At 52.7% G+C, this 26,587-nt stretch carries 22 protein-coding genes; 6 read left to right on the top strand and 16 right to left on the bottom strand.

Annotated elements, in window-relative coordinates; genetic code table 11:
- Nucleotide 1: 1 nt before the first annotated feature.
- The 10 genes from BUC02_RS04800 to tyrS form a co-directional block, all read right to left on the bottom strand.
- A complete protein-coding gene (locus BUC02_RS04800) occupies nucleotides 2–889 on the bottom strand; it encodes an ExbD/TolR family protein (protein ID WP_073319371.1) in 888 nt (295 codons plus the stop codon).
- 39 nt (nucleotides 890–928) lie between these two features.
- Nucleotides 929–1,549: a MotA/TolQ/ExbB proton channel family protein gene (locus BUC02_RS04795; protein WP_073055360.1), complete on the bottom strand. Its 621-nt coding sequence runs from the start codon at nucleotides 1,547–1,549 to the stop codon at nucleotides 929–931.
- Between the two features lie 187 nt (nucleotides 1,550–1,736).
- A complete protein-coding gene (locus BUC02_RS04790) occupies nucleotides 1,737–5,627 on the bottom strand; it encodes a tetratricopeptide repeat protein (RefSeq protein WP_073319368.1) in 3,891 nt (1,296 codons plus the stop codon).
- Between the two features lie 76 nt (nucleotides 5,628–5,703).
- Nucleotides 5,704–7,953 (bottom strand): tetratricopeptide repeat protein, encoded by a 2,250-nt coding sequence (locus BUC02_RS04785; RefSeq protein ID WP_254794102.1) that lies wholly within the window; start codon nucleotides 7,951–7,953, stop codon nucleotides 5,704–5,706.
- An 11-nt stretch (nucleotides 7,954–7,964) separates the two neighbouring features.
- A complete protein-coding gene (locus BUC02_RS04780; protein ID WP_254794100.1) occupies nucleotides 7,965–9,482 on the bottom strand; it encodes an OmpA family protein in 1,518 nt (505 codons plus the stop codon).
- A 194-nt stretch (nucleotides 9,483–9,676) separates the two neighbouring features.
- Nucleotides 9,677–9,877 carry a hypothetical protein gene (locus BUC02_RS04775; protein ID WP_072979155.1) on the bottom strand — a complete coding sequence of 67 codons (201 nt, stop codon included), beginning with the start codon at nucleotides 9,875–9,877 and terminating at the stop codon, nucleotides 9,677–9,679.
- Nucleotides 9,878–10,006: 129 nt separating this feature from the next.
- The gene (locus BUC02_RS04770) at nucleotides 10,007–10,798 is read right to left on the bottom strand and encodes a 1,4-dihydroxy-6-naphthoate synthase (RefSeq protein WP_073319359.1); all 792 of its coding nucleotides are present in this window, start codon (nucleotides 10,796–10,798) and stop codon (nucleotides 10,007–10,009) included.
- A gap of 146 nt (nucleotides 10,799–10,944) precedes the next feature.
- The gene (locus BUC02_RS04765) at nucleotides 10,945–11,613 is read right to left on the bottom strand and encodes a phosphorylase family protein (RefSeq protein WP_083564393.1); all 669 of its coding nucleotides are present in this window, start codon (nucleotides 11,611–11,613) and stop codon (nucleotides 10,945–10,947) included.
- A gap of 3 nt (nucleotides 11,614–11,616) precedes the next feature.
- Nucleotides 11,617–12,573 (bottom strand): 1-phosphofructokinase family hexose kinase, encoded by a 957-nt coding sequence (locus BUC02_RS04760; RefSeq protein ID WP_073055350.1) that lies wholly within the window; start codon nucleotides 12,571–12,573, stop codon nucleotides 11,617–11,619.
- 7 nt (nucleotides 12,574–12,580) lie between these two features.
- On the bottom strand, nucleotides 12,581–13,798 hold the full coding sequence (tyrS, locus tag BUC02_RS04755; RefSeq protein WP_073319356.1) for a tyrosine--tRNA ligase: 1,218 nt from the start codon (nucleotides 13,796–13,798) through the stop codon (nucleotides 12,581–12,583).
- Nucleotides 13,799–13,876: 78 nt separating this feature from the next.
- On the opposite strand from tyrS, the gene BUC02_RS04750 reads away from it, so the two are divergent.
- Complete coding sequence (locus BUC02_RS04750) at nucleotides 13,877–14,497, top strand: hypothetical protein (protein ID WP_073319353.1); 621 nt, start codon at nucleotides 13,877–13,879, stop codon at nucleotides 14,495–14,497.
- A gap of 29 nt (nucleotides 14,498–14,526) precedes the next feature.
- Complete coding sequence (locus tag BUC02_RS04745) at nucleotides 14,527–15,138, top strand: outer membrane beta-barrel protein (RefSeq protein ID WP_073319350.1); 612 nt, start codon at nucleotides 14,527–14,529, stop codon at nucleotides 15,136–15,138.
- 25 nt (nucleotides 15,139–15,163) lie between these two features.
- On the opposite strand, the gene BUC02_RS04740 is transcribed toward BUC02_RS04745, so the two are convergent.
- The 3 genes from BUC02_RS04740 to rpsU form a co-directional block, all read right to left on the bottom strand.
- A complete protein-coding gene (locus BUC02_RS04740) occupies nucleotides 15,164–16,693 on the bottom strand; it encodes a sigma-54 interaction domain-containing protein (protein ID WP_073319347.1) in 1,530 nt (509 codons plus the stop codon).
- A gap of 73 nt (nucleotides 16,694–16,766) precedes the next feature.
- A complete protein-coding gene (locus BUC02_RS04735) occupies nucleotides 16,767–17,237 on the bottom strand; it encodes a GatB/YqeY domain-containing protein (protein WP_073319344.1) in 471 nt (156 codons plus the stop codon).
- Nucleotides 17,238–17,344: 107 nt separating this feature from the next.
- The gene (gene rpsU, locus BUC02_RS04730) at nucleotides 17,345–17,554 is read right to left on the bottom strand and encodes a 30S ribosomal protein S21 (RefSeq protein ID WP_014546541.1); all 210 of its coding nucleotides are present in this window, start codon (nucleotides 17,552–17,554) and stop codon (nucleotides 17,345–17,347) included.
- A gap of 210 nt (nucleotides 17,555–17,764) precedes the next feature.
- On the opposite strand from rpsU, the gene BUC02_RS16400 reads away from it, so the two are divergent.
- Entirely contained in the window at nucleotides 17,765–18,664 is a 900-nt protein-coding gene (locus BUC02_RS16400) for an SPOR domain-containing protein (RefSeq protein WP_083564392.1), read from the top strand.
- 117 nt (nucleotides 18,665–18,781) lie between these two features.
- On the opposite strand, the gene BUC02_RS04715 is transcribed toward BUC02_RS16400, so the two are convergent.
- Complete coding sequence (locus BUC02_RS04715) at nucleotides 18,782–19,849, bottom strand: glucokinase (protein ID WP_073319341.1); 1,068 nt, start codon at nucleotides 19,847–19,849, stop codon at nucleotides 18,782–18,784.
- Between the two features lie 40 nt (nucleotides 19,850–19,889).
- Nucleotides 19,890–21,317 carry an FKBP-type peptidyl-prolyl cis-trans isomerase gene (locus tag BUC02_RS04710; RefSeq protein WP_249268929.1) on the bottom strand — a complete coding sequence of 476 codons (1,428 nt, stop codon included), beginning with the start codon at nucleotides 21,315–21,317 and terminating at the stop codon, nucleotides 19,890–19,892.
- 72 nt (nucleotides 21,318–21,389) lie between these two features.
- On the opposite strand from BUC02_RS04710, the gene BUC02_RS04705 reads away from it, so the two are divergent.
- Together BUC02_RS04705 and BUC02_RS04700 are read left to right on the top strand one after the other, a co-directional pair.
- Nucleotides 21,390–21,953 (top strand): hypothetical protein, encoded by a 564-nt coding sequence (locus tag BUC02_RS04705; RefSeq protein ID WP_139261021.1) that lies wholly within the window; start codon nucleotides 21,390–21,392, stop codon nucleotides 21,951–21,953.
- On the top strand, nucleotides 21,946–24,123 hold the full coding sequence (locus tag BUC02_RS04700; protein WP_073319324.1) for a PorV/PorQ family protein: 2,178 nt from the start codon (nucleotides 21,946–21,948) through the stop codon (nucleotides 24,121–24,123). The genes BUC02_RS04705 and BUC02_RS04700 overlap by 8 nt, the downstream gene beginning before the upstream one ends.
- Before the next feature lie 63 nt (nucleotides 24,124–24,186).
- On the opposite strand, the gene rsmG is transcribed toward BUC02_RS04700, so the two are convergent.
- A complete protein-coding gene (rsmG, locus tag BUC02_RS04695) occupies nucleotides 24,187–24,960 on the bottom strand; it encodes a 16S rRNA (guanine(527)-N(7))-methyltransferase RsmG (RefSeq protein ID WP_233144321.1) in 774 nt (257 codons plus the stop codon).
- An 82-nt stretch (nucleotides 24,961–25,042) separates the two neighbouring features.
- Here rsmG and BUC02_RS04690 point away from each other — a divergent pair, with 82 nt between their 5' ends.
- Nucleotides 25,043–26,536, top strand: a complete 1,494-nt coding sequence (locus BUC02_RS04690; RefSeq protein WP_139261020.1) for a hypothetical protein — start codon at nucleotides 25,043–25,045, stop codon at nucleotides 26,534–26,536.
- Nucleotides 26,537–26,587: the final 51 nt, after the last annotated feature.

Below are 26,587 nucleotides of genomic sequence, written 5' to 3'. Positions count from 1 at the left end.
ATTAACCTCCCAGCTTAGCAAGGTTGATCTTGCTGAAACCGGCTTCTTTAGCGCGGTCCATAAGTTGAATGATCTTATCGAACTGGGTGTCGTCGTTAGCAACGATGATGATGTTATCGACGTCTTCGAGGTCAATGAACTGCGTATGGATCTGAATCAGGTCCTTAGCGATCAAGTCGTAAGCAGACAGCGGGTAGATGATGTTCTTTGCAGCCACATCCGGTTTCAGCGTACGAGCCGAGTTCGGAGTGAGGGTTGCAAGCACAGCGCCTGCGCTCGGCTTCTTGAGCATCGGCGGCGGGGTCAGACCCATAGCGCCTTCGCCAGGAGCAGCGAGGAATGCGTTGTTACCGTCCACGTATGCGCTGTCAGGCACATTTTCGGACTGAGAAGAATACACGGCCCAAATCACGCGGCCCGGGTCTTCTTCGGATTCCTTGTTGATTGCCCAGAGTTCGATGGTCTCGATTTCATAAAGATACTTTTCTTTATCCATCTCAGAGCCATCCTTGCACTTGGGACCATGACCGCCATCAACGGCCGTCTTCACATCTTCCGGCGCATACGTAATGAGCTGCGCATCGGACTTGCAACGGAACGTCCACATTTCCTTGAAGTAAACGTTCGGCTGGAAACCACCGCGGGCACCGATCACCAGGTAGTCACTGGTAATGGCGAGCGAGAGGTTCAGAGCCTGCTGGTCCGGTTCCGGAGGCGTATCGTTGTCCATATTCATCATGCTGCGTTCCGGCATGTTGATTTCAACGATAGCAAGCTTGGAGAAGGCGGTCATAGACAACAGCATAGGAATCAGGATTGTAAACAAACCCATTGCCGGCAACAGGTCCGGTTCTTCGGGTTTGGCAGGTTTCTTAAGTTCTCTTGCCATTGTTTTATAACTCCGTTAAAATTATCTCTCTATCTTCGATTAAGCGAGAGAGTTGATAATCTTGAGGCCCTTTTCTTCCATTTCCTGGATGAGGCGTTCGGAGTTCATGTTGAGGAGGCCAACGATGACCAGAAGAGGCACAGCGGAGAGAAGGCCGAGGAGAGTCGTACCCATAGCGATAGCAATACCATCGGAAAGGGCCTTGGCACGTTCAGCAGCCGGCTTGTTAGCCACGGCATCGAAGGTGTAGATCAGACCGTAAATGGTGCCCATAAGTCCAAGCAACGTGGAGATGGAAGCCATAACCTGAATGATGCTGATATAACGAGTAAGACGAGGAGCTTCGGTCAGGAACACTGCGTCGCATGCGGCCTGCATGGTTTCGCGACCACCGTTACGGGCAGCAACGATTGCAGCCATCACGCGAGCGATCGGAAGCTTGGTTGCGTTGGCATAGCTGAGAGCTTCATCATAGCGCTGAGCAGAGATGTGAGTGCCGAACTTGGCCAAGAAATCCTTACGGCCCTTAGCGCTCTTCACCATGATGTAAAGGAAGCGTTCAACAGAGAAGCCGAGGCCAATCATGAACACCACGAGGATGATCCACATGAACTGGTAACCATCAGATTCCGGGCTGAAGGATTGAAGCATTTTAGACATTAGAGTACTCCTTGATTGAGTGTTTTGGTTTATTTTGAAAAATCTTTGTTCATATTTAATCTTTTTTAGGGCAAAATTGTGTAGTCGAGCCGGTAAAATCTTGTTTACTACTCAAAAAACGCCATTTTTACCCTTATAGAATAGGGGAACCCTATGAACTAGGTTCCCCGTAAAATTGTTTTTACCGCTATTTCTTCTTGCCTTTCTTCTTAGCGGCCTTCTTCTTAGCCTTCGGGGCCGGAGCCGGAGCGGCTTCCGGTTCAGCGGAGTCGGCGGCATCATCCATAGAAGAGCCAGCAGAAGAGGACGTAGAGACGGCACCGCCAGCGAGCTGCTTCTGGAGGTCAGCAAGTTCAGCCTTCAGCTTTTCGTTTTCAGCCTTGGCGTCCTTGATGATTTCGCGGTAGGTCGTGATCTGTTCTTCCGGAGTCATGACTTCGGACTTAGCAATCTGTTCCAAGCGAGCCTTGGTCTTGAAGTAAGCCGGGTCAGAGAACAAGGTGGACGGGTCGAACTTTTCGATCTTGGTGTTCAAGGTCTCGTTGTTTTCATCGAGGTTCTTGAGGAGTTCGAAGAGCTTTTCGGTCCACTGGTTTTCGATACCGTAGTGAGCAGCAGCCTTGATACCGGTTGCGCACTGCGGGATAGCGAGTTCCTTAGCACCGTTAGAACGGTTGGTCAATTCTTCGCGGTAAGCTTCCAAATCTTCGTGGACGGCTTCCATAGCGTCTTCCTTGACCATGCCTTCGTATTCCACATATTCCTTCACGATAGAAGCGGAGTCCGGCAGCGGGGAGTTGGCGAACGCATCAGCCACTTCGACGAACACGGCGCAACCCTGGTAGTACATTTCGATGTAGCCTTCTTCAGCTTCGATCACATCCTGGTTGTAGAAGCCCTGGTCGCGGGCAAGGTCGATGTTCTTCTGGAAGATCGGACGTGCCTGTTCGTAGTAGCTCGGGAGCTGCTGCACGATACCGATTCGTTCGGCGAAGATTTCTTCTTCCTTCTTGCCGTTGAGTTCCTGTTCGCGGATCTTGGCGGCCATGGTCACGAAGAGCAAGCCCATCTTGTTGGTAGCCTTGAAGGTCCAGCGTTCAGATGCGTAGGTAGCAGACTTCGAGTACTGGCTCATGGCCTTCTGCAGGATGTCCACCAACTGCTTGATGGTCTTGGCCTTTTCCTTTTCCTTGCCCTTCAGGACAATCGGATCCATCTTGTGGTATTCGTATTCACCGAGGTAGAAGGCAGCTTCAGCCGGAACACCCGGGTCAGCATTCTTGATCTGAAGACCATACTTGTCGTAGGCTTCCAAAGTCTTGCGGTAGTCTTCAACAGCCTTGTCTTCTTCCTTAAGTTCCATGTAGGCACGGGCAGCACCGATGTAGGCAGCAATCAGCTTTTCCTTGTCATCGTTACCGTAAGCCTTGATGAAGTTGTGATATTCAGAAGCGGCGAGATCCCACTTCTTGGCGTTGGCGTAGGCCATCGGGATGCTGAACGCAGCGTCGAGGGCGTAGGAGCTCTTCGGGTAGTCGCGAACGAGGTCCTTGTTACAACGGATTGCTTCGTCGGTCATCTTGGCTTCGTCGTAGCTCAAGCATGCGCTATAGAGGTAGCCCGGAGTACGTTCATCCTTCGGATAGCGCTTGTAGGCAAGTTCATAGGTCACAGCAGCAGACTTCTTGTCGGCGATGGTGTCATAGACCTGGGCTGCAGAGCCGATAGCCATGAAGGCCATGGAATCCTGCGGGAAGTTGTTCGTGATGAACAAGTAGGTCTGTGCAGCTTCGCGGTATTCCTGTTCGTAGTAAGCCTTGTCGCTCTTCTTGAGGTTGGCAGCCTTCTTGTGAGCGTCACCAGCACGGACGATACCCTTAATAGTGAGCGGAGACTTGGCATACTGCTTGGGAAGGATCATGAAGGTTTCGGCAGCCTTAGTGAACTGCTGGTCCTTTTCGTAGGCGGCACCGGCTTCGAACACGGCCTTGTCAGCAATGTCGATAAGCGGGTAGCGCTTCACAAGAGCGAGGTAAGATTCAGCACCCTTCTGATACTGGCCCTGCTTGACGGACTGTTCTGCCATCTGGAAGAGCACATAGGCAATAGCCTTTTCGATTTCCTTGGCCATGGAGTCATTGCGAGTTTCCTTGACATGGGTGTACTGCTTGTAGAGCCATTCGAATTCGGTGAGGGATTCGTCATACTGACCAGATTCCAAGAGAGACTGGGCAAGCATACGGCTGATGAGCAAAATGTACTGATGCTTCGGGAAGTCCTGCTTCAGCTTGCGGAGCACGCCCACAGCAACCTTGAACTGCTTAGCTTCGTAATGAACGATAGCGGCGTTGTATGCAAGTTCTGCAGCTTCCTTGTTCTGGCCGTACTTGGCCATATACTTGTTAACCTGTTCGAAGTAAGCCTTGGTTTCTTCGGACTTATAAGCCTTGACAGCGTCATCGCCATACTTGGTCTTCTTGGCCTTTTCGCGAGACTGGTCCATCATGAGCACGGCGTTATATGCAGCTTCTTCCTTCTTCAGGAGAGCTTCGGAGCCCATCGGGCGGCGGCCGTAGCGAGTGGTGTCGGTATCGACAATCCAGTTGAACATCTTGGCGGCGTTAGCAAACTGGCCCATTTCCTGGTACACGAGAGCGAGGTTGATGTGAACCTTGTATTCGTCCCAGGTCGGTTCCTTGGCATAACGCTTGAGGAATGCTTCGTAAGCCTTGATGGCTTCGGCATACTGCTTCTTACCGGCTTCAAGGTCACCTTCCTTGGTGAGCTTAGCTGCGCGTGCGTGGTGGTACTGCGGAATGTCGAGCATAGCGCCACGGATTGCAGTTTCAGCATTCTTCACAGATTCAGGATACTTCTGGTTCTTCTTGTACCAAGAGGAGCTACGGTCATAACGCTTCACCACGACATAGCGGTGCTGCTGGGCTTCTTCGAACTTCTGCTGGATGATAAGGATTTCAATCATCGCAATATCAGCAAGCGGAGCGTCGATGTAGTCCGGGTTGATGGCCATCAAGCGCTTGAAGGACTGCACGGCTTCTTCGTTACGGTCGTGGTCCTTGTTCTTCATACCGATACGATAGTACACAGAGTCCTTGAACGGAACCTTCTTGTCCTTCAAGAAAGCTTCAGCTTCAGAGACACCACCACCTTCGAGGTCGGAGAAGGAGGCAGCCATGAAGTCCATAGCTTCTGCGCGCAAGTCTGCAGGATATTTACCCTTGTCGGCACCGATAATATATTCGTAGTACTTGATTGCTGCAGTTTCGTATTCTGCAATGTTGTAGTAAGATTCAGCCAAGTGGTACATGGCGAGAGCCGCTTCCTTACCCGTAAGGGTTTCGAAACCAGTCACCTTCTTGTACGCCTTGATTGCGTCGCGGAACTTGCGGTTCATGAAGTGGTATTCCGCAATACGGAGCCAAGCCTTCGGCACGAGACCGTTGTCCGGGAAGTTTTCGACGAGGCGCATACGGAGCTTGTATGCTTTTTCGTCTTCACCACTAGCTTCCTGCACGGCGGCAGCTTGGTAGATCACCGTCGGGGTCTTGTCTTCCTTCGGATACTTGTCGATATATTCAAGGAAGTAACCCAAGGACTTCTGGTGGTCTGCCTTCGGGAGCTGGTCGATGTTAGCGCACTTGGCCGGCTTGTTGTCACGGTCGGCGCACCATGCTACATCTTCTTCGTACTGGGCGTTCTTATCGAGGAAGAGCTTTTCTTCGAGCTGGAACTGGTAATGACCCAACTGCTGGAGAGCAGATGCGCAACGCTTGTTCTGCTTGCCCTTACAGTTATTTACCTGCTTTTCCCACTGTCTAATGGCATCTTCCATGCCCTTTTCATCGAGGCCGCCGGAACGGCAAGCCTGTTCGGCCTGGTTCTTGAGCACCTTGTAGGAACCCACACACTGAGTCTTTTCCGAGCCCTTCGGCATGGCCTTACACTTGGCCGCCAACTTCTTGGCTTCATTGACTTTGTCTTTACAAGGATCCGACGCTGCAAAGGAGGAGCCTACGAGCGAGCAGACGATTGCACCAACAAGCAAAAATTTTTTCATTTTTCTCTTTCCACCTATTAAGATAAAAAAGGGGAAGACCTGGTTTTAAAAAGCCAGGTCTAACTTTATTCTTTGTTTATTCCAATTCGTCTAAGTCGTCTTCCAAGCTTTCAAGTTCCTGAGCGGCTTCGGAGCTAGCAGCGCCCTGACCCATCTTGGTCTTGACGGTTGCCAAGGTAAAGCCTGCGTCATCCAAAATACGCTTGCGGTTGGATTCGAATCGGTCACTCTGGATAGCCTTCTGAGTGAAGGCGGCGTAGTCTTCGATAGCGGCGTTAGCCTTGTCGAAGCTCGGCTGCAAGGCTTCGCGCTTGCTCTGCACACGCGGAGTCGGGAGCTGGCGGGCAAGGTCAAGTGCCTTGACCTGCACGGAGTCAAATTCGTCCTGCATAGCATCGTAAGCCTGGCGGGCACTGTCGCGAGCAGCGACGGTCACAACCGGCTGTTCGGTACGCTTTTCAGCCTGTTCCAGAGACTTGACAGCGTTGTTGTAGTCCTTCTTGATGAAGTAGCAGTAACCCTGAACGAGGTATGCTTCAGACACGAGGAAGGATTCAGGCATATTCTTAATGATCCACTGCGCCGGCTTGATAGCTTCATCAGGCTTGTTCACCTTGAGGAAGGACCAAGCGATACCGAGCATAGCTTCGTCGTACACCGGAGAACCGGGCTGGACCTGACCATACATCTGGGCTGCAGCCGGAATGTCGGCCTTTTCGCCAGAGAAGTAGATGTGGCCGAGCTTCACCTTAGCAGCGTCCTGCAAGTCGCGTTCGGACTGGTTGGACACCGGCTGTTCGGTAATGTCGCGGAAGCAGTTTTCAGCTTCGTCGAACTTGCCGAGACGGCTGTAAGCAATACCCATGGTGTAGCGGGCGTAGAAGTAGTTGGCGTTACCCGGAAGGATGGCGGCGAGCAGGTCGACAGATTCCTGATAGAGGCCCTGTTCGAACTTGATCTGGCCGGCAACGTAGTCAGCGTCAGCCTTCACGTCGCTTTCACCGAACTTCTGAGCAATATTCTGGTACTTGGCCATAGCGTCGATGTACTTGCCTTCCTTATAGTCGATGTTCATCAACTGGAAGTGGTACTTGGCGCGCTGGTCACTCTGCGGATAGCGCTTGATAGCGTCTTCGTACACGGACTTTGCAGCCTTGTGCATACGGAGGTTTTCGAAGGACTTTGCCTTATAGAAGGCGGCCTGGTCCACAAGGTGGAATGCCGGATACTTGGTCTGAACCTTACCGAAGGCGTATGCAGCTTCCAAGAACTGACGGTTCAAGTAGAGACGCATAGCGGCGCGGTAGTCGTTTTCAGGTTCGATCTTCAAACGACGGTAACGTTCTTCGCCGATCTTCTCTTCGCGGGTGTCACCGAAGCGGCTGGTGAGCTTGACAGCCCAGATGAAGCCACGGTTCTTCTTGGCGTAGAGGTCATCGTGAGACATTTCGAGGTCGAGAGCGAGGTAACGGAAGATGCTCACGTCCTTGACGTTAACCGTAGCGCCGGCAACCGGGTAACCTTCCTTCGTGAAGCGGAGGCGGACACCAAGGTGCGGAGAGAGGTAGTAGGTCAAGGTGAAGCTCATTTCCGGGTTCAGGCCTTCGCCACCTTCCTTGTCGGAATGGAACACGTCGATGAGAGAAAGTTCAGCCTTCGCCTCGATCAGGCGGTTGAAGCCACGCCAGAAGAGGGAGAAGTTCAGGTTAGAAGGAATGTTGTAGGCATCGTCGCGGTCACCGCCGAAGAAACCCGGAGCGACAAAGCCGCCGTCTTCTTCCATGCTGATACCCGGCTGGGCGATGTTCTGGAGGGCAACGCCCACCAAGAGGTAACCGAACTTAGAAGAGTTCAGCGGGTTCCAGCTGAGGCCCACGTCGGCACCGAGCGTCACCTGCGTCACTTCATCGAACTGGTTGATGTAGAGGACGGACACATCGAGACCGAGGGCGATGCAGTGCATCAGCCTGTAGGCGTAACCGAGCAAGAAGGCGTATTCGCCGTAGGACTTGCCACCGTCAATGGAAGCACCGTTTTCGAAGAACGAGAAACCGAGAGTGTGCTTGTAATCCATCGGGAAGGTCAAGCTCACATATTCCTGGCTAGCTTCGCCACTGATGGAGCTGAAGAATGCAGCACTGAATTCCAGCTGGTCAGTTTCAGAGATTCCAGCGGGGTTCACATACATAGCAGTGTTGTTACTACCAAATTCACCGAACCAGTCGTTCTGCTGGTATTTGTGCGGAGAATAAGTTGCTTCTGCAAACAAGGAAGTGCTGGCTACCGTGAGTCCAAGGACTGCTGTTTTAATAACACTAGTACGCATCACTTACTCCTTTAATTGATATCCGTGCGGATGAACTCAATACGACGGTTCTGGGCGCGGCCTTCCGGGGTCTTGTTCGTGGCGACCGGCTGCGTGTCACCCTTACCCGAAGTGGTAATGCGGCTTTCGTTGATGCCCTTTTCCACGAGGAAGTTCTTCACGGCTGCGGCACGGTCAGCGGAAAGCTGCAGGTTCTTTTCTTTCTTACCAACGTTATCGGTATGGCCCACAATTTCAAACGTAGCTTCGGTGAAGGTTTCCATAATGTCCACCACCTTCATCAAGGAGATGTAGGAATCCTGAGTAATCGTAGCCTTACCGGATTCGAAGTTCACTCCTTCAAGCACAAAGACCTTCTTCGGCGGCTGCGGCACTTCGTCCGGGCAACCATCGTCGTCCTTGTAGCCGTTCAAAGTTTCGGGCTGGTCGGGGCAGAGGTCCACACCCTTACAAATGTGGGCGAACTGAGAAAGCATACCCTTGGCTTCAACCCACGGGTCGCAGAGACCGTCGCGGTCGTTATCCGGATCCGGGCAACCATCGTCGTCCTGGAAGCCATCAAAGTCTTCAGCTTCTTCCGGGCAGTTGTCAAAGCCAGTGCAGACGGAAGCATACTTGTCGGAAAGACCTTCTTCGGAAACCCACGGATCGCAAAGGCCATCGCCATCGGTATCCGGGTTACGGGTTTCTTCGACGACTTCTTCTTCCTTCACCAGCTCGGTAGCGGTGAGGCCGATGTCAGCCTTGCCCTTGCCGCGCTTGAGCATCGGCGAGGTGGACTGGCAGTAGAAGTTCGGCTGCGACAGCGAAGGATTGATGAACTTCGGGTCGAGCGACACGTTCGTGCGGTTCACCTTGATGAACTGGTTGAACGGGTAGTAGTTCTTGTAGATGTTGTTGTATTCCACCTTGGTCTGGCCGGCAGCGGGGTCGGCGAACACACCATAGTAGTGGTTTTCCATGAAGATGTTGTTACGTGCGGTCACGTTGGTCGGTCCCTTCAATGCAAGGCCAGAGTAGCCGTTGCGGAGCACGACGTTATGTTCGATATAGGCATCGAGGGACTTGGCACCCCAAGCGAGGATGCCGGACCAGCGGTTGCCGTACACCACGTTGTTGCGGAGATGCGGGAGCGAGATAAATGCACCGATACCGGTAGCATGGTTATCAAGCACATAGCAGTGGTGGATGTAGGGGGCAGCGTTTTCGCAAAGGATACCTTCGATACCGTTCTTCACGGTGAAGTGCGACATTTCGGCGCCCGAAGTACCCATGACGGTCGGACCTCTACGGCCACCATCGATGATGGTCGTAAGGGGATCCTCGCCCTTAAGTACGACACCCATGATCAGGGTGATGTTTTCGTTATAGGTGCCACGCTTTACCAAGATGGTATCGCCAGCATCCGCATTACCGAGAGCGTCAGCAATCTTTGAGTAATCGCCAGGAACATTGATATTCTTTGCCATGGCGGTTCCAGAAAGAAGCATCGCCCCGGCCGTGATTAAGACCAGTTTCTTTAGGGTCATACTGCTACGTTTCTCCAATCATAGAACACTTTAGTTTAAAACCTTTGGCCTGCCAAAAAGACAAGCGTAAAAATTCAAGTGGGAATATACCTTCAAAAACGGCTTTAGTCAAACGATTTTCAGAAAAAAAGCCGTTTTTTCCAATAAAATGTCGAAAAAGACGATTCATCGTGGTATATCTAGTCCTCTTGAGGTCAATCGGCAGATGCCGGTTCGGCCTTTTCCTCTTCTTTTTTGGCGCCTTGGATAGACACACGAATCTCTTGGCAGGTCTTCTTGATGTCCTGCAAAATCTTGCGGGCACGGGTGCCGGCAGACTTGTTTCCGCGCTCGAACTTTTCGTACTCGCGCTTGAAGTTCTCGACTTCCAGTTCAAGATCATTCACTAAGCTCATAAGCAAACTCCATATAAAGATATGCAGTATGGAAAATAAATTAAAGTTATTCCTAAAATTTAGCCGTTTTGTAAAAAAATGTTCAAAATAGGCCAAAAATTGCCTATTTTGCCAAAAATTAACACGATTTTAACCCTTGACAAGGGTCCAAAGGTACCTGAGAGAGGCACGACCCTTCTCTCCGACCTCCTCGGAAAAGTCATTTACGAACATTCTGATGTGCGCTTCCATGACATTGGGGTCGTCTATTTGGGCCAATTTATCGATAAACGGAGTGACCAGTTTTTCGCGTTTGCGGGCGATATTTAAGCTTTTCCGGATTTCGTCTTCGATCTGGAAAACGGTGTTGACGCCAAGGGATTTCTTTGCTACAGCGATTCCTAACGGAATCGGCGTGCCCGTATTTTCTTCCCAGAAAGCGCCTAAATCTTGCAACAAATAAAGGCCATCGCGTTTCCAGGTAAAGCGATGTTCGTGTATTACAACGCCTTGTACAGCCTCCTTGGAGCGCAGTGAACGATACACCTGGTCAAACAGTGCGTATTCGATTTTCTGTTCGGACAAGCCCGTTTTTTTATGCCAAAACTTGAACAAAAGGGCTGCAGTCGTGTCTGCACCGGGCAAAACGACCGGTTTTTCGGGGCAAAAAACGTTGCCTACAGACGAAAGCAACAGAGGGCCACAACCATACCCGATAGCGCCTCCACACGAAAGGCAGGCGTATTCCGCCTCGATTTTGGGGTATACCTGGGCGCTCACCTTGGCCACATCGAGTTCACCGCGACTGACCATTTCGTTGAGCGTTTGCACGTCTGCAAAGTGGACATCCCATTCAAAGGGGGAATTTTCAAGCCCCTGAACAAGAGCTTCGTAAATGTAGGTGTCGTTAGGACAGGTGGAAATTCCGAGAGTTAAACGCATGAGAAGTGGTTAGGGATTTGAGATGTGTAATGTGTAATGTGTAATGTGTAATGTGTAATGTGTAATGTGTGATGTGTAATGTGTGATGTGTGATGTGATATGTAGAATGTGAAATTACTCATTTTTCATTACACATTTCTCATTTGTCATTTCACATTGAAAAGGGCTTGGCGGAGGGCGGAGAGGGCCTCGTGGAATTTCCAGGATTCACGGTCGCGGGTGGTAGCCATATTGCATACGGCACGGATTTCGAAAACAGGGATTTTATGGGCCATACAGGCCGCAATTCCGGCAGCCCCTTCCATATTTTCGATATCGGCGTTGAACGTCTTGGAGCGCAAAAGAGCTAGTTCTTCTGTGCCCGTGCAGCAATTCACCGTAAGGCCCACGACTGATTTTAGTTTTTGCAAATGCGCGGGAGCGTGTTCTGCGGCAGTGGCGCGAACTGCACTTGGGAACGGGAAAAAGGAACAATCCTTTTCTTGGTAGCCCATATCCCCCACGCTTTCGGAATCGACACGGACGACGTCAAGGATGTTGATTCCGCGACCGGGATAGGCGCCACAGACGCCGAGAATATATACCGCAGTAAAATGAATTCCCTGCTGTTTAGCAGTACTGATCAGGTACGTTAGATTCGTCGAGAAACTAAGGATTCCCATCCCGAGAATGCAGGCGTAGCCCCGGTTTTCCGAGAGTTCAATTAATTTATCTGAAGATATGCTATCGGCGGTATCGGCGTATTCCGGAAAACAAGAAGCAAATTCCATTGGCGTTGCAAACGCGAACAAATTATTCTTGTCGGGAAAGAGCACGACTTACTCCAGTTTTTCTACCGCATCGGCAAGCATCACCTCGACTTCGGCAACGCGTTCAAGTTTGAGATTACAAGGACGATCGACTTCGCAGCGGGCCGTTGCAACCGCAGTCGCCTTGATCAGGCAATGTTCAAAATCCATGCCCATGCCGTCGGCATAGAGCCAGCCAGCAAAGAAGGAATCCCCTGCTCCGATACGGTTGTTCACCTGAATCTGGGGAGGCTGAATCTGCACGCCCTGGAACTTCTTTTCGACAAGGCGGAAGGCGCGAACCGGAGCGTCTTCGTCAGTGACGACAAGCGCCTTAATCGGCAGGCGTTCAAGGACCGCCGTGGCAGTCATTTTCCAGAACTGCGGGCTTGACAAGACTATGGGAAGACCAAGGCGCGTAAGCAGCTTGCAGTATTCCTGCATGTTGATTTTCAAAAGCTCGACACCCTTTTCGAGCCACGTATCGATCCCTTCGATGGCATCGACATAAATCTTTTTACCGGCAAAGTCGAGCGCGTTCAACTGCTCGATGTTAAAGCCCCGCGGGAACGTACCGCAAAGAGCCACACTCTGGGTTGAACTCCAGTAGTCATTCAAGGTCTGGATAAAGTCTTCGTTCTCGTATTCCGTGAGGTCTGGCGAGGGTTCGATGAGTTCCGTAGAATCACCGCCAGATACGATTGTCGTGCAAATGCGCGTCGGTTCCTTGATCCAAACGGGAGCCTGCTGGATACCATAGGCGGAAATTTCGTCAAAGATGCGAGAGCCGTGTTCGGAGCCCAAGAAATGCATCATCAGAGGGGAACCGCCCAAAAGGCGGAGCACGAGGGCGCAGTTGATTCCCTTGCCGGAACCGTATTCTTCGACGCGCTCAATGCGGTGAACCTCGCCGGGCGTAAACTTGTCCAGATAGAACAAGCGCTGCCACGCGGGATTCAAACCTAGTATGAGGACTTCTTGGGACATGGCTTTCCTAGAAATTCACCTTAAAGAACTTGCGCTTACCAACTTGAACAACCAGCTGGTCTGCGCCCTTGATTTCGATCTGGGACTGCGGATCGGCAAGCTTTTCGCCGGCAATTTTCACGCCGCCGTTCTGGACCATGCGACGGGCTTCGCCTTTGCTTGCAAAGGCCTTGATTTCTACGAGCAGGTCCAGGGCACCGTAGGTGCCGGCCGCCACGCTGCACTCGGCAGCATCGCTAGGGATGGCGTTCCCGCTGTGGATTTCGCGTTCCTTGGCAGCGGCGGCCTCGGCGGCTTCTGCGCCGTAATACTGCGTCACGATGTCGATAGCGAGGCGGTGCTTCGCATCGTTCGGGTTCATCTTGCCTGCGGCAATGTCTGCCATCATCTGCTTAATTTCTGCAAGCGGAATATTCGTGAGAAGTTCGAACCAGTTTTCGACGATGCTGTCGGCGAGGCTGTAAATCTTGTGGTACATCACGTCGGCGGGCTCGTTCAGGCCCACGTAGTTGCCGATGGACTTGCTCATCTTGACCTTGCCGTCGGTACCGAGAAGGATAGGCATGAAGAGGCCGATCTGCGGTTCCATGCCTTCAAAAATCTGCAAGTCACGACCGCGAAGCACGTTGAACTTCTGGTCGGTACCGCCGAGTTCCACGTCGCTCTTAATAGCTACGGAATCGTAGCCCTGCATCATCGGGTACATGAACTCGTGCAGGCTGATGGGCGTATTTGCGGTGTAGCGGTTATGGAAGTCTTCGCGTTCAAGCATCTGGGCCACGGTGAACTGGCCCATAAGTTCGGTCACCTTGCTGAACGGGAGCTTGGAGAACCATTCACCGTTGTAGTGGATTTCCACCTGGTCGCGGCGGACGACCTTGAAGAACTGTTCCTGGTATTCCTTCGCGTTCTCGAGCACCTGTTCGTGCGTGAGGCGCGGGCGGGCCTTGTTGCGGCCGCTGGGGTCACCAATCTGTGCGGTATAGTCACCCACGATAAGCACGACGGTATGACCCAAATCCTGGAACTGGCGGAGCTTGCGCATCACCACCGTGTGGCCGAAGTGCACATCCGGGGCAGTCGGGTCGACACCCATCTTGATACGGAGCGGGACTCCGGTATCGTAGGACTTCTGGAGTTTCTTTTCGAGTTCTTCTTGCGGCACAACATCGATAACGCCGCGCATCAAAATTTCAAGTTGTTCCTTAACGGGACGAAATTGCATTTTATTTCCTTTTGTTTTACAAAAATCAAATATAGAAAAACATATTTCTATCTTTTTTGCCGTTTAAAGGAGAACATAATGAAAAAGCTATTTGCGCTAATCGCCTTTGCGGCCTCCCTCTCTTTTGCCGTATCGGCCCCTTTCACCCATGACGGTTTCTTTTTCAGCGTCACATCCGGTCTTGGTTACGGGACTTTCCATGACGACATTGATGATGGGTTTGCCCAAATTGAATCCAACGGTCTTCAAGCAGAAGCTTCTATCAAAATCGGCGGAGCCATTGTTAATGGGCTTATCATTCATGCAACATTCGCCATGAACCAGCTCTATCCTGATTTGGAAGCCTCCAGCAAGACCGGCAGAGACGACCGCTTGTCGCACGATGGTTTCGACATTCTTTTTATGGGCGGCGGCGCAACCTTCTATATTCCTGGCGGAAGCAACGTATTCCTCGGCGCATCGGCCGGTGTCACCACTTACAGCGTAACCTTCGGAAACCAATCCGCCGATTTTCTGAATCTTGATTCCGGTTTTGGAATCATCGCAACAATCGGTAAGGAATGGTGGATTCACGAAGAACTTGGCCTCGGCATCGCATTCTCGTACACCTACACCTCGGCTGAAGGCGAATACGATAACGAAAAGAACGAAGCGACCACCAACATGTTCTCGCTTAGCGCCACGTTCACATTCAACTAATTACACATAAGCCTTTCAAGGATAACGAAATGAAAAAGCTCTTCATGTTGACAGCCCTTGCGGCATCATTTTCTTTTGCAACATCGGAACCGCATGTCCACGACGGGTTCTTTTTGAACTTCGCCATGGGCATGGGCTACCAGTCTATGGACTACACTACATACAATTATGACGATGACACTTACGGTCATTCCGGTCTTGCTACCGATATTGATGTAAAGCTCGGCTGTAGCGTAACAGACATGGTTGCCGTACACATCACCTTAACCGGAGACACCCCCACAGAAAGCGTTGGAGAAGGACGCGATGACAACGAAGTCAAAGCGAACCTGTCGCTGCTGGGCATCGGCACCACCCTCTATTTCCCGGGAAACTATCTTGCATCTGCATCCCTTGGCATTGGACAATTCCGCGTCTATGACGATATTTCTACCTTCCATGCCCGTGTAGTCTCTAATCCTGACACATATTCCCGCAGCGGATTTGCATTCCAGATTGCAGCCGGTAAGGAATGGTGGGTCAGCGACAACTGGGGCATCGGTGCGACAGCAGCACTTTTGTACGGCTTTGAAACAAATCTCGCCGACGCTAGAGAATCTTCGCTTTCCATCAGTCTAAGGTTTTCCGCAACATACAACTAAAAAACGGGGCTGTAGCCCCGCAAAACTATTTACCGAAACCAGCGAGGTCTATACCGAGCTGGTTTATTTTGTATGTAAGAATGCGCGGAGTTGTGGAAAGACTGCGGGCGGCAGCGGCGATTTTCCCACGGCTGCTCTTGAGGGCGTCGCAAATGATGTCCTTCTCGTAGGCTTCCACCATGCGTTTGAGGTTTCCGTTCACGGGAGTGCCGCTCGTCTCTGCGGTCTGCAGCGTTGTCGGGAAATGGTGCGGGTAAATGACGTCTTCGTCAGCCACGAGGACGGCGCGCTCGATTCCATTTTCAAGTTCGCGCACGTTTCCGGGCCACGGGTAACTCATGAGCATGTTGATGGTGGTGCGGGCAAGGCGGCGCACGTTCTTGCCCACGATGCGGCAGTAATGTTCCACAAAGTGGTCCGCTAGGAGCACGATGTCTGTCTTGCGGTTCCTGAGCGGCGGCACGTAAATCGGGAAAATGTGCAGTTGGTAATAGAGATCTTCGCGGAAGGAGCCTTCTTCCACCATCTGCTGCAGATTCTTGGTGGTGGCCGCAATCACGCGCACGTTCACCTTCTTGGGAATGCGGGCACCGATGCGTTCTACTTCGCCGTGCTGCAACAGGCGCAATAGCTTTACCTGAAGGTTTGGCGAAAGCTCGCCCACTTCGTCCAGGAACAGCGTGCCACCTTCGGCCTGTTCTACGCGTCCGGGCGTCTCGGCGAACACACCCACGAGGGCGCCACGCACACTGCCGAACAGTTCACGGTCAAGAACCGATTCCGGCATGGAGGCGCAATGGACGCGGACGAACGGGCCCATGTTGCGGTCGGAACGGTAATGGATGGCTTCGGCTACGAGCCCCTTGCCCGTACCGACCTCGCCCACGATGAGCGCGGGTAGGGGGCTCTTTGAAACCTGGTCAATCTGCGCGTACACGCGCTGCATCTCGCTGGAGCGCCCGATAATGTTGTCGGGTTGGAAACGGTCCTTGAGTTCCAATGTCAAGCGCTCGTTTTCGGCCTTCAGGAGTTCATTTTCTTCACGGGCTTCGCGACGGAGCTTTACCGCAGCCGCAAGCATCTGCGCGATGATTTCCAGCAGGCGAAGTTTTTCGGGAAGTTCATCTTCTACCGGATTCTGGACGTCGGCACTGAAGGCGCCAATCACCTGATGCTCCATGATGACAGGCACGCAGAGGAACGCCTTGTCCTCCGTCTTGCCGCGCCCCGTGCGGTCGAGGAAGTCAGGGTCTTTCGCAACCGAGGGAATGATAATCGGCTTGCCCGTTTCCACGACGCGGCCGGTAATGCCCTCGCCCACCTTGTAGCGGCCCTTGCGCGCCTGGCGGCTGCTCAAGCCTTCCGCAATTTCGATGGAGATTTCGCCGGTATGGCGGTTGTACAGCGTAAGCGTCGCATGTTCCACGCCCATCGTAGATTCCACCACTTCCAAAATCGGGTGCGCGACACTCTCGAAATCGAGCGTCTGGTTCAGAATGGAACTGATCTTGTAGAGCAGTTCCAGTTCTTGGATTTTGGATTGCGACGTGGGCATATGCGCCCAATATAAAAAAAGAAACCCCGCAACACATGCGGGGCGTAATATACGATTGGATGCGAGCGGTCTCTTACTTCAATGCTTCCTGCACGAGAGCAGAGGCGCGCTTGGCATCGAAACGGCCCTTGACCTTCGGGGAAAGTTCCTTCATGATCTTGCCCATATCCTTCGGGGAAGAGGCTCCGGTAGCGGCCTTGATTTCGGCAATGAGGGACTTGACTTCGTCTTCGGTCATTTCGGCCGGCATATACTTGCGGTAGAGTGCGATGCAGGCTTCTTCGGCCGGAACCTTGTCCATAAAACCACCCTTCTTGAGAATATCGATGGCTTCCTGCTTCTGCTTGACGCTCTTTGCAAGTACATCGACGCACATTTCGTCGGTAATGGATTCTTCAATCTGGGCCGGAGTGGCGCCAGACTTCATGGCTTCGTTCTTGATGTCGGAATGGAGGGTACGGAGCGTTCCGAGTGTTTCGGCGTCGTGCGCCTTCATGGCGGCCTTGATATCGTCCTTAATCTTTGTCAGCAATGCACTGCTCATGTTTTACCCTTTGCGGACACATCCGCGGTTTAAATTCTCTAGAAACACGCAACGAGCCACCGGTCATGGACCGACGACTCATTACAAAATCGATGCCTTATTAGCGACTAGTAGAGACGCTTACGGTTCTGGTCAGCGATTTCCTTCAAGCGCTTGCGACGAGCTGCAGTTTCGATGCGCTTCTTTTCTTCAGAAGGCTTTTCGAAGCGCTGACGCTTCTTGACATCGGAAATGATGCCGTTCTTTTCGCAGGACTTGGTGAAACGCTTGAGAGCGCGTTCAAAAGGTTCGTTGGACTTAACAATTACGCCGATCACGATTATCCTTTGGTTAAATTAGAAATTCGTTTTTGGATAGCCAAATATATTTAATTGCCGGAATTTCGTCAAGGGTATAAAAAAAGCCTATTTTGCCGGCTTTTCTGAATAAATTTTACAATTTAACTTGCGGTTTATCAAAGACTTATGTATATTTTTGTTATAAAAGACCGTCTAGGTTGTCTTATTTTCTAAAAATTGGAGAATTGGATGAAAAAATCAATCTTGTCTCTGAGCGCCATTGCCCTCGCAAGCTCTTTGCTTGTCGCCTGCAATGAAGATGAAGAACTCGTCCCGAAGATGGATCCGGCCAAACCCACCGCAGAGGCTCCTGCCGACCAGCCGGCCGGCCAGGCAACTGAACAGGCTGCCGAACAGCCGAAGGCCGACGAACCGGAACTCGTGCCCATCCAGTCCCTTTCCGGAAACGCTGAATCTGCCGAAGCAGCCAAGGCGGAAGAACCGGCCAAGAACTTCGTGCCTGCAGCAGCAGGTGGCGTCCAGCCCCTTTCCAAAGGCGAATACGTCATCCAGGTTAGCATCCAGTCTTCCAAGAGAGCTGCCAACGGCATCGTGAGCAAGCTCGCCGAAAACGGAATCAAAGCCTATGTCGCCGAAGTGGAAAACCCGGGTGAACTCGAAGGTACCTACTACCGCATTCGCGTGGGCTATTTTGAATCTAGCGCAAACGCCCAGGAATACGGCAAGCAAGTCCTCACCCCGCTTAACTATGCCTGGTGGGTCGACAAGAGCAAGAACGACGACGTCGGCAACCCCGGTGGCGACGAATACTATTCCAACAACTCTTACTCTAATTCTAATACTTATAACGAACCGGCTGAAGCACCCGAGCCCGAACCGGCTCCTGCTCCTGCTCCCGAACCTGAACCCGCTCCGGCACCGGCTCCTGCTCCTGAGCCTGAACCCGCCCCGGCACCGGCTCCTGCTCCGGCACCCGAGCCTGAACCCGCCCCGGCACCGGCTCCTGCTCCCGCACCTGCACCCGAGCCTGAACCTGCTCCGGCACCGGAACCCGCTCCGGCACCCGCACCCGAACCGGCACCTGCCCCCGCAGCTCCGGCCGCAGACAACTTCGACGACTGGGAATAAGCGGAAAGTTACAGATATTAAAAAGGAACCCTTCGGGGTTCCTTTTTTTTATCCGCATAAAAAAGAGATGCCAGGCCAAGCCGGGCATCACTCTAAAAACAGCGCTGAAGACGGTTCTTACTTCTGCAGATTCAGGCTTGCGTTTGCAGCTCCGTAAAGGCTGATACTGTAGTCCTTGATGACGTACACCGGAATCTTGTTCAGGAGCGGACGGATGTTCGGATTGTAGTTCTTTTCGAAATACTTCATGAACAGGTTGTCGCGTTCGAGCCAACGAAGATCCTTCTGCACGGTACCGCCAGCGAGGTAGAAACCACCGAGCGGGAGGAAGAGCGTTGCGGCATCACTTGCAAAACGGGCAAGCATCTTCACGAACAGGCGCATCATCTCGGCAGCCACCGGATCGGTATCGCTTGCACGGCTGATGTACTTGGGACGATCGTTGGGTTCGGTTTCTTCGATCTTCTTGAAGGCTTCGTTATCGGGCACTCCGCGGGTTTCCTTCCACCATTCGTACATGTTGCGAAGGCCCATGCCAGAAACGAGCGGTTCTACACCGGGCACGGTGCCGATTTTCTTTTCCATGTAATCGTGGAATTCCTGGGAATCCTTATCGAACGGGGCAAACGTGGAGTGACCACCTTCGGAGCAAGCCGGAATGTACTTTTGGCCATCGAAAGCGAGGAAGCCCACACCCATGCCGGTACCCGGGCCAATCACGGCCTTAGTCGTCGCCTGCGGGGCGGGGGTGCTGCCGTCGGTGTGCACGAGCTTGTGAATCTGGGCCGGATCATCGACATCGAGAGTCGGAATGCCGTAGCTGATAGCCATGAAGTCATTGATGACAAGCGTCGGGATCCCTGTTGCAGCGGAGAGGGCTTCGCCATCGACACTCCACGGGAGGTTCGTCATGACACATTTGTTGTTCGCCACAGGACCTGCAGCGCTGATGCAAATGTGGGAGGGCTTAAGGTCTGCACGGTTTTCGACTGCGATCTTGAGCGTTTCGCGAATCGGGGCATCCAAGCCATCGATATCCTTGGACGGACAATCGGTTTCAAGAATCAGAGTGAACTTGCCATCTTTGTAGCCCACCAGGCCAAGGTTCGTATTGGTACCGCCAATATCGCCAGCCAAAACCAGGCGATCAAATTTTGCATCAGGATTAAGCCATTTGATTTGCATAAAAACTCCAGTTTTATTCGTACCGGTAAATAATAACTAATTACTCTCCGAGATATTCAACTGCAAAGATCAGAGTTGAACCGCCAGGGATAGGTCCTGCTCCGCGAGCTCCGTAACCGAGTCCGGGCGGGACCACCAGAATTCTCTTTTCGCCGGGGAGCATGCCCTGCACGCCGAGTTCCCAGCCGCGAATCACGCGACCGGCACCCAGCGTAAAGCCAAAGACCTGGCCGCGGTCACGGGAGCTGTCGAACTTGTAACCGTTGGTAAGCCAGCCGGTGTAATGCACCTTGGCCACGTTGCCCTTTTGTGCGGGTTCGCCTTCGCCCTGCTTGATGATTGCATAGCGGAGACCTTCGGGACCGTTTTCAAACGTAAGCGTCGTGGTGTCGGGGAAGAAGTCCATGTTCGCGATGACCGCGTCGTCTACTTCGGAAGAAACGAGTTCCACGCGGAAGACCAAGGTCGAATTTGAAGGAATCATGGAGTAGGCCGTTGCGCCATAGCCCATGGCCGGAGACACACGGAACCAGCGTACGCCGCCTTCGCGCATGCCGTCGAGACCGACTTCCCAGCCCTTGATCATTTTGCCGGCACCCATCACGACCGAGAGCGGTTTGCCCATGTCTTTAGAGGAACCGAACTTGCGACCCGAAAGGAGCCAACCCGTGTAATGCGTCTTGAGCACGGAGCCAACCATGGCGGGCTTTCCGGTGCCGACCTTTTCATCGTAAACCTTGAGGCCCTTAGCCGCTTCGCGCCACTTGAGACCTTCCACGTTCTTGGGGAATGCATCCGGTTCCATGGGTGGATCGGCGCTGACGAGTTCTACGATAAAGAACAAGTCGGAATATTCAGGAACTCCTTCCAGTGAATTTTCGCCATAGCCCATCTGGTAAGGCACGTAAAGCTTGCGGATTTCGCCCGGCTTCATGCCGACAAGGCCCTTTTCCCAGCCCTGAATAACAAGGCCCATGCCGAGCGTGAATTCAAGCGGTTCGCCACCGGCATAAGATTCCGAGAACAGTCTGAAGCGAGTATCGGAGGGCAGCGGAGAAATGGAATCGATGTAGGTCGCAAGCGTTACCGGTTCTGCGACAGGAGCTTGAGCCACCGTATCGACCGCGGCTTTGGATTCCTTTTTGTTCTTGGACTTTTTCTTCTTGTTTTTAGCGGACTTGTCTAAGAGCGCGGTCGTGTCAACATTTGTCACGCCGGCGACCTGGTCAGAATTGAAATCGTTTGCAAGCCTTAAAGAATCGGCGATACGGAGCGAATCGGCCAGGCGAGCCTTTTCTGCCAAGATTCTAGCACTGTCTAAATACACATAGCTCTTGTAATGCACCCTGATGAGCTGACCCGCCTTAATAGGGTCTCCAGAGCCTTCCTTCACCGTTTCCACCTTGAATGGAATGGCAAAACAGGCACTACACATCAGCAATACAAGAAAAATCTTCAATTTTAACATAAAATCTCCTGTCCCACAATTTAGAAAATGCTAGTTTTTGAGAGTAACGAATAATTCCAAATGGAATAAAATATGCTATCAGTCATTATTGTCATAGCGATAATCGTGTTGTCCGTGATACTCGCCGCCATCGGCGCGTACGTGATTATTCACAGTTCCGACGAAAAGGACGAACCCAAGCGCGTGATCGACGTTTCGGGCCAGTACGCCGTGGTAGTCCGCCCTGCCCGAGAATCACTCAACGCCGTAAAGCCTTCCGAAGCCTCCCTTAGGTCTTGGCTCGACACTCAAGACCTGCCCGCCGAAAAGAAGGAGGAGCTGATCGCCCGGTGGAACGCCACCATGGAAGAAACGATCCGCACCATTGACGAAGGCGACAAGAACGGCACCGCCACCTACCGAATCGAGCTCGGCCCCAAGGGCAAGCAATACGTGAAGTTCGTGAGCGACGAAAACTTTATTACCCGCGAGCAGATCCGCAATCACGCGGAAATTCTCCCGCCCTATTGTTTAGGCTGCGATTGCAAGCTGTTGCCCAAGCAACCCTGGGAAAATCCCAGCAAGTCCGGTTGGAAGGCAGTTGTGCCCTCGCACGGTAGCCACTACGACGTCCCCGATTGGAGGCAACTTGCGTAAATCTCTACTTACAGCTCTCTTTTTTGCGCCCGCATTGTCTTTTGCGGCAGGCTCTGCCATTATCACGCTCGAAATGCCCGTTGGCGCCCGCCAACTGGGTATGGGCGAAGCCGGTGCCGCCCTCGCCGACGACCCGACTGCAATGTACTACAACCCGGCTGGTCTCGCCTTTGGCCCCCTGGCTGACGAATGGCGCATGAGCTACCCCGCCGATTCCAAGAATTCCCCTTATTTCACGAGCATGGCTTCGCGTTCCAAGGACGGCTTCTTCAGCAAGAGCGAACTTTGGGCCGGTACCGCCAACGGCATTCAGAAATTCGACGGCGAACAATGGGTCGACTACCATTCCATTACGCTGCAGGGTAACGCCAAGGTCCGCGACGCCGTCAAGGTTTACGTAGGTACCGAACGCGGTCTCGACGAATACGTTCGCCAGGTGAAGAAGTTCAACGACATCAAGAATGCCGACGACGAAAAGCACGTGGTCGAAGTCAAGATGCCCTGGAACTTGATTGTAAAGGATACCATTACGGCAGTGCTTTACGAAAGCCGCACCGAAAAACTCTGGGTGGGTACCCCCAAGTCCCTCTACCGTTTTGACGGCAAGGCCTGGAAGAACTACGACGAAGAACTGGGCCACCACCGCATTACCGCCCTCGAAAGTCAAGGTGCTTCTATCTGGATCGGTACCGAAGATGGCTTGTTCGTTTACCGCAACGGTCAATTCGAACAGAAAGGTAAAGTGCTCCCGAGCCAAAAGGTCCGCGCCCTAGTGTGGTCCGAAAACCGCAAGGAACTTTATGTGGCGGTCGAAGGCGCAGGCATTGCAAGACTTATCCCGAAAAAGAGCGTGAACGACAAGGACCGTTGGAGCCTGTTCAACCAGGAAGACGGCATTATGGACCTCTCCCCGACTGCACTCGCTGTCGACAGTTCGGGACATGTGTGGGCCGCCCACAACGGAGGGCTTTCGCACTTTACGCTGCGCAAGTGGGAACAGGTGCAGTTCGCCGACAACAAGGTAAATGACATTTCCGTAGACCAGCGTGGCGGAATCTGGATTGCAACCGACAAGGGCGTATGGCGCCACCTGCCGGACTATGCCACCGCAAGCGGCCGCAAGGCAGAACTTGAGCGCGGCGCCGCCGAAGAAGAAGGTTCGACCAAGAGCGAAGACGAATGGGTACATTACCACAGCGGTAACGGACTCAGTACCAACAAGGTTTGGGCAGTGCTTCCGCAAGGAAACGACGTCTGGTTCAGCACCGCGAACGGCATGGAGCAGTTCAAGGATGCAGATTACCAGATTACCGCATTCTACGAAAAGCTCTTGCCGATTTTGAACATTCCTGACCTGTACCACCTTTTTGCAGGCATGACTGTTCCGCTGAACGACTGGGGGACGCTCGGATTCTTCGTGAACTTCGTGAGCTTCGGTTCGACCGTTGCCTCGGGCGACGTGGACGCCGACGACCTAGTTGCCTATAACAGTTCTGAAATCGTGGGCGGCTTCAGCTACGGCACCCGATTCCCGAACGACTGGGGCCTGGGCCTTTCGATCAAGTTCTTCTATTCCGACTTGAGTTCGGGCGCGGCCGCAGGCGAAGAAGAAGCAACCACTTTCGGTTACGCTTTCGATATCGGCGTACTCAAGAAAAACTTGTTTATAGACAAATTAAATTTCGCATTGGTACTTGCAAACATCGGCCCGAGTGTTTACTACGTGGACAAGACCATCGAAGACCCGATTCCGTTGACCTGGCGCTTGGGACTTTCTTATGAAATCTTGAGCCTTGCCGATTACAAGTGGACCGTAGTCGCCGACTACAACCGCGAAGTGGTCTACGACGACGCCAAGGGCAATCCGGAACCGTTCTACATAGCAAGCTGGAAATCCTTGATTAACCCCGAAAGAGAAGGCAACAAGGTCAAGGAATCCATTATGCAGGGCGTGTTCAACCTGGGTACTGAATTCGTTTACGCCAACACGATCGCCCTGCGCGCCGGTTACCTTTACGACCAGACCGGTAAGCGTAACGAAGTGGACTTGGGCTTCGGCTTTATGCTTTCGGACGTGTTGCAGTTCGACTTCGCCACCATCAAGGACGTAGGCGACAACGACGGCGTGCGTGACGGTCAGATGCGCTTTGGCATGCTATTCAAATTTTAGTAGACAGTAGGAAGTGAGAAGTAGGAAGTATATTCCAGCGGATTACAGCCTACTTCCGACTCATCATTCTACTCGTTCAAGGATAATGAGAGCGCGTTCTTGCGTGCTGTTCGGAATGGTGTAGAAATGCTTGCCCACAAACTTGTAGCCAAAATCTTCGGGATGGAATGTCTTGAGCTCGTCGGCGACGGCGGGGCCTTTCATAAAGAACACGCGGCCGCCGACCTTCAGTGAATTGGCGATGCGCGGGAGCGTCTTTTCCATGAGTTCAAAGGCGCGGCTGATGACGCCATCTACAGGGATGGTCATGCTGCGGCTCGTGACCTTGTGGCCGAATACGTCGATACCCTTGAGGCCCATCTTTTCGATGACCATATTCAAGAAGTTGATTCGGTTGGGGCGCGGTTCGCACAGCGTGAGTCGAATGGAAGGGTTCACGATTTTGAGCGGGAGTCCGGGGAATCCGGCGCCGCTACCGACATCGATCATGCGGGCGGGCCACTTGGGCACGTACGCATTGATGAGCGTGCAGTCGGCATAATGGCGTTCCACCATCGTTTCAAACGCATTGAGGCGCGTTAGATCCTGGTCGTCATTGTTGGCACGCAACAGCTGGTGAAACTCCCAAATCTGCTTGAGCGTTTCGGGCTGGAGTTCTACGCCGTAATAATGCAGCAACTTGTCGAGGCCCGCAAGCGAGGGCGTGACGCGCTTGCCGTTAAAGAGCGGGAAGTCGGTGCGGGGCGCCTTGAGGTGCGGCACGAAGTCGCGGCCGGCAGCGGACGCATTGCGGGAAGGAGCCTTCGAGAAGGGCTTTTTAGACCAGTTGTTTGCCATAAAAACAAAAATAGAATTTTTTAGGGGCGATTTTTCACACTTTCGGCGATTCTGGCGTATAGATATAGAGGACCCCAAAAAAATGAGAATTCTATACCGCCCATACCTAACGGTTTTCTTAATCCTGTTCGCCTTAAATTTGACGCCCGCCTATGCGGGCTCTGCGCATGGACTTACCGAGGCGCAAGTTTTCGAATGGTGGGATGACGGAATCATTGACGGCGACGAAGCCCGCGAAATCTTGGACTTGCTCGAAGAAGGCAATGAGCACGAAGCCTGCTTGCTCGCCGAGGTGTATGCGCTTGAAAGTTGCGCGAGCGAAGACATAGCGCCCGTGAAGACGAAGAAGCAGCGGCATGCGAAAACCCAGCAACCGGCAACGAAAGCACCTGTAAAAGAGCAAACCCGAAAGAGCGAGCGGCCCAGCTTAAGACCGCACGGCTATGTAGAATGGAAAGGCCGAACGGATTCGCTTGGGCACTTGGAAAGCGAGCGTACGGAGCTGCGGTTTGATTTTTACAGGTATTCGCTTCGGCTTGGAACGCAGTCGCTCTTGACATACCGGAATGAAGGTAGCGAAGCGCACTTCGGCCAGATTTCGACCAAGGAATTGCATAGCGTGATTCCGCTTGACACCTTGTGGGGAACCGCCCTATTCTATCCGCTTTACAGCCCGATAGGAATCTTTCGATTTGGAGGACTCCTGGATACCGCGAAAACAATCCGCCCGAGTTTCGCCTTCACACCTTTCCGCGGACCCAAAAAAGAAAACGACTTTGAAATGGAACTTGCCTACTGGAATCACAGGCACCCGGCCGACAACGTGGAGAGGCATTCTTTTTCGGCGCAGGCCAAAGGCACTTGGGGAAATTTTGCGATTTGGTGGGTTCCTAAAAATGCGAGCGATTTACCCTTGATGAAATTGCAATTGCAACACCGCGAAAAAATGGAATATGCGACGATTGCTTGGAAGACAGACGCCTACGTGCATGGGGATTCGCTGCCGGAAGAGGCGCATTTGAGCGCGACGATTGCGAAAAGCAGACTTTGGGGAAGCCAGACGATTGGCGTTATGGCACGCGACACATGGAAAAGCAAGTTCACCGCAAATGCGCGGACAATGATTCCGCTTGAAGGTGACACGAGCAAGACCCGGTTCAAGGCGAGCGCAGAATCGGGGCCAGGTGTTTTGAGGGGAACGGCAAGCGTGACATGCCTTTCGGCAGAGGAACATTGCGGGCAAAAAGACTTGGCGCTAAAAATCAGGTCTTCGTGGAATGTCGACCGCGAGCAGCTGGTATTTTCGGGAAAGGTTCGCGCAAGGCACACGCGAGATGAAGGATTTGGCACGCCTCTTTACGAAGCGGGAATCGCTTACGCGCAAGACGCAGCTAACAGCGCAAGCATCGCCATCACGATTCCGAAGGGAGCACCTTCGCGAGAAATCCGGCTACGCAGCAGCGCTGAAGTCGGGAATGATTTTTTGCAGATGTCGCTCACAGTGACGTTCAGACGAACTGCCGAAGAAGAGTTTCACCCGCTGCATGCGGCAATGAGAGCGAAGGTTATGTTTTAGAGGAAAATACATAACAATGTGTAATGTGAAATGACAAATGAGATAAACGAT

Source organism: Fibrobacter sp. UWOV1 (assembly GCF_900142495.1).
Taxonomy (GTDB): Bacteria; Fibrobacterota; Fibrobacteria; order Fibrobacterales; family Fibrobacteraceae; genus Fibrobacter.
This window is presented reverse-complemented; position numbering and strand designations above follow the sequence as displayed.

Coding starts and splice junctions, on each gene's coding strand:
- BUC02_RS04800 (WP_073319371.1), bottom strand. CDS start 889: ATGGCAAGAGAACTTAAGAAACCTGCCAAACCCGAAGAACCGGACCTG.
- BUC02_RS04795 (WP_073055360.1), bottom strand. CDS start 1,549: ATGTCTAAAATGCTTCAATCCTTCAGCCCGGAATCTGATGGTTACCAG.
- BUC02_RS04790 (WP_073319368.1), bottom strand. CDS start 5,627: ATGAAAAAATTTTTGCTTGTTGGTGCAATCGTCTGCTCGCTCGTAGGC.
- BUC02_RS04785 (WP_254794102.1), bottom strand. CDS start 7,953: ATGCGTACTAGTGTTATTAAAACAGCAGTCCTTGGACTCACGGTAGCC.
- BUC02_RS04780 (WP_254794100.1), bottom strand. CDS start 9,482: ATGACCCTAAAGAAACTGGTCTTAATCACGGCCGGGGCGATGCTTCTT.
- BUC02_RS04775 (WP_072979155.1), bottom strand. CDS start 9,877: ATGAGCTTAGTGAATGATCTTGAACTGGAAGTCGAGAACTTCAAGCGC.
- BUC02_RS04770 (WP_073319359.1), bottom strand. CDS start 10,798: ATGCGTTTAACTCTCGGAATTTCCACCTGTCCTAACGACACCTACATT.
- BUC02_RS04760 (WP_073055350.1), bottom strand. CDS start 12,573: ATGTCCCAAGAAGTCCTCATACTAGGTTTGAATCCCGCGTGGCAGCGC.
- tyrS (WP_073319356.1), bottom strand. CDS start 13,798: ATGCAATTTCGTCCCGTTAAGGAACAACTTGAAATTTTGATGCGCGGC.
- BUC02_RS04750 (WP_073319353.1), top strand. CDS start 13,877: ATGAAAAAGCTATTTGCGCTAATCGCCTTTGCGGCCTCCCTCTCTTTT.
- BUC02_RS04745 (WP_073319350.1), top strand. CDS start 14,527: ATGAAAAAGCTCTTCATGTTGACAGCCCTTGCGGCATCATTTTCTTTT.
- BUC02_RS04740 (WP_073319347.1), bottom strand. CDS start 16,693: ATGCCCACGTCGCAATCCAAAATCCAAGAACTGGAACTGCTCTACAAG.
- BUC02_RS04735 (WP_073319344.1), bottom strand. CDS start 17,237: ATGAGCAGTGCATTGCTGACAAAGATTAAGGACGATATCAAGGCCGCC.
- BUC02_RS16400 (WP_083564392.1), top strand. CDS start 17,765: ATGAAAAAATCAATCTTGTCTCTGAGCGCCATTGCCCTCGCAAGCTCT.
- BUC02_RS04715 (WP_073319341.1), bottom strand. CDS start 19,849: ATGCAAATCAAATGGCTTAATCCTGATGCAAAATTTGATCGCCTGGTT.
- BUC02_RS04710 (WP_249268929.1), bottom strand. CDS start 21,317: ATGTTAAAATTGAAGATTTTTCTTGTATTGCTGATGTGTAGTGCCTGT.
- BUC02_RS04705 (WP_139261021.1), top strand. CDS start 21,390: ATGCTATCAGTCATTATTGTCATAGCGATAATCGTGTTGTCCGTGATA.
- rsmG (WP_233144321.1), bottom strand. CDS start 24,960: ATGGCAAACAACTGGTCTAAAAAGCCCTTCTCGAAGGCTCCTTCCCGC.
- BUC02_RS04690 (WP_139261020.1), top strand. CDS start 25,043: ATGAGAATTCTATACCGCCCATACCTAACGGTTTTCTTAATCCTGTTC.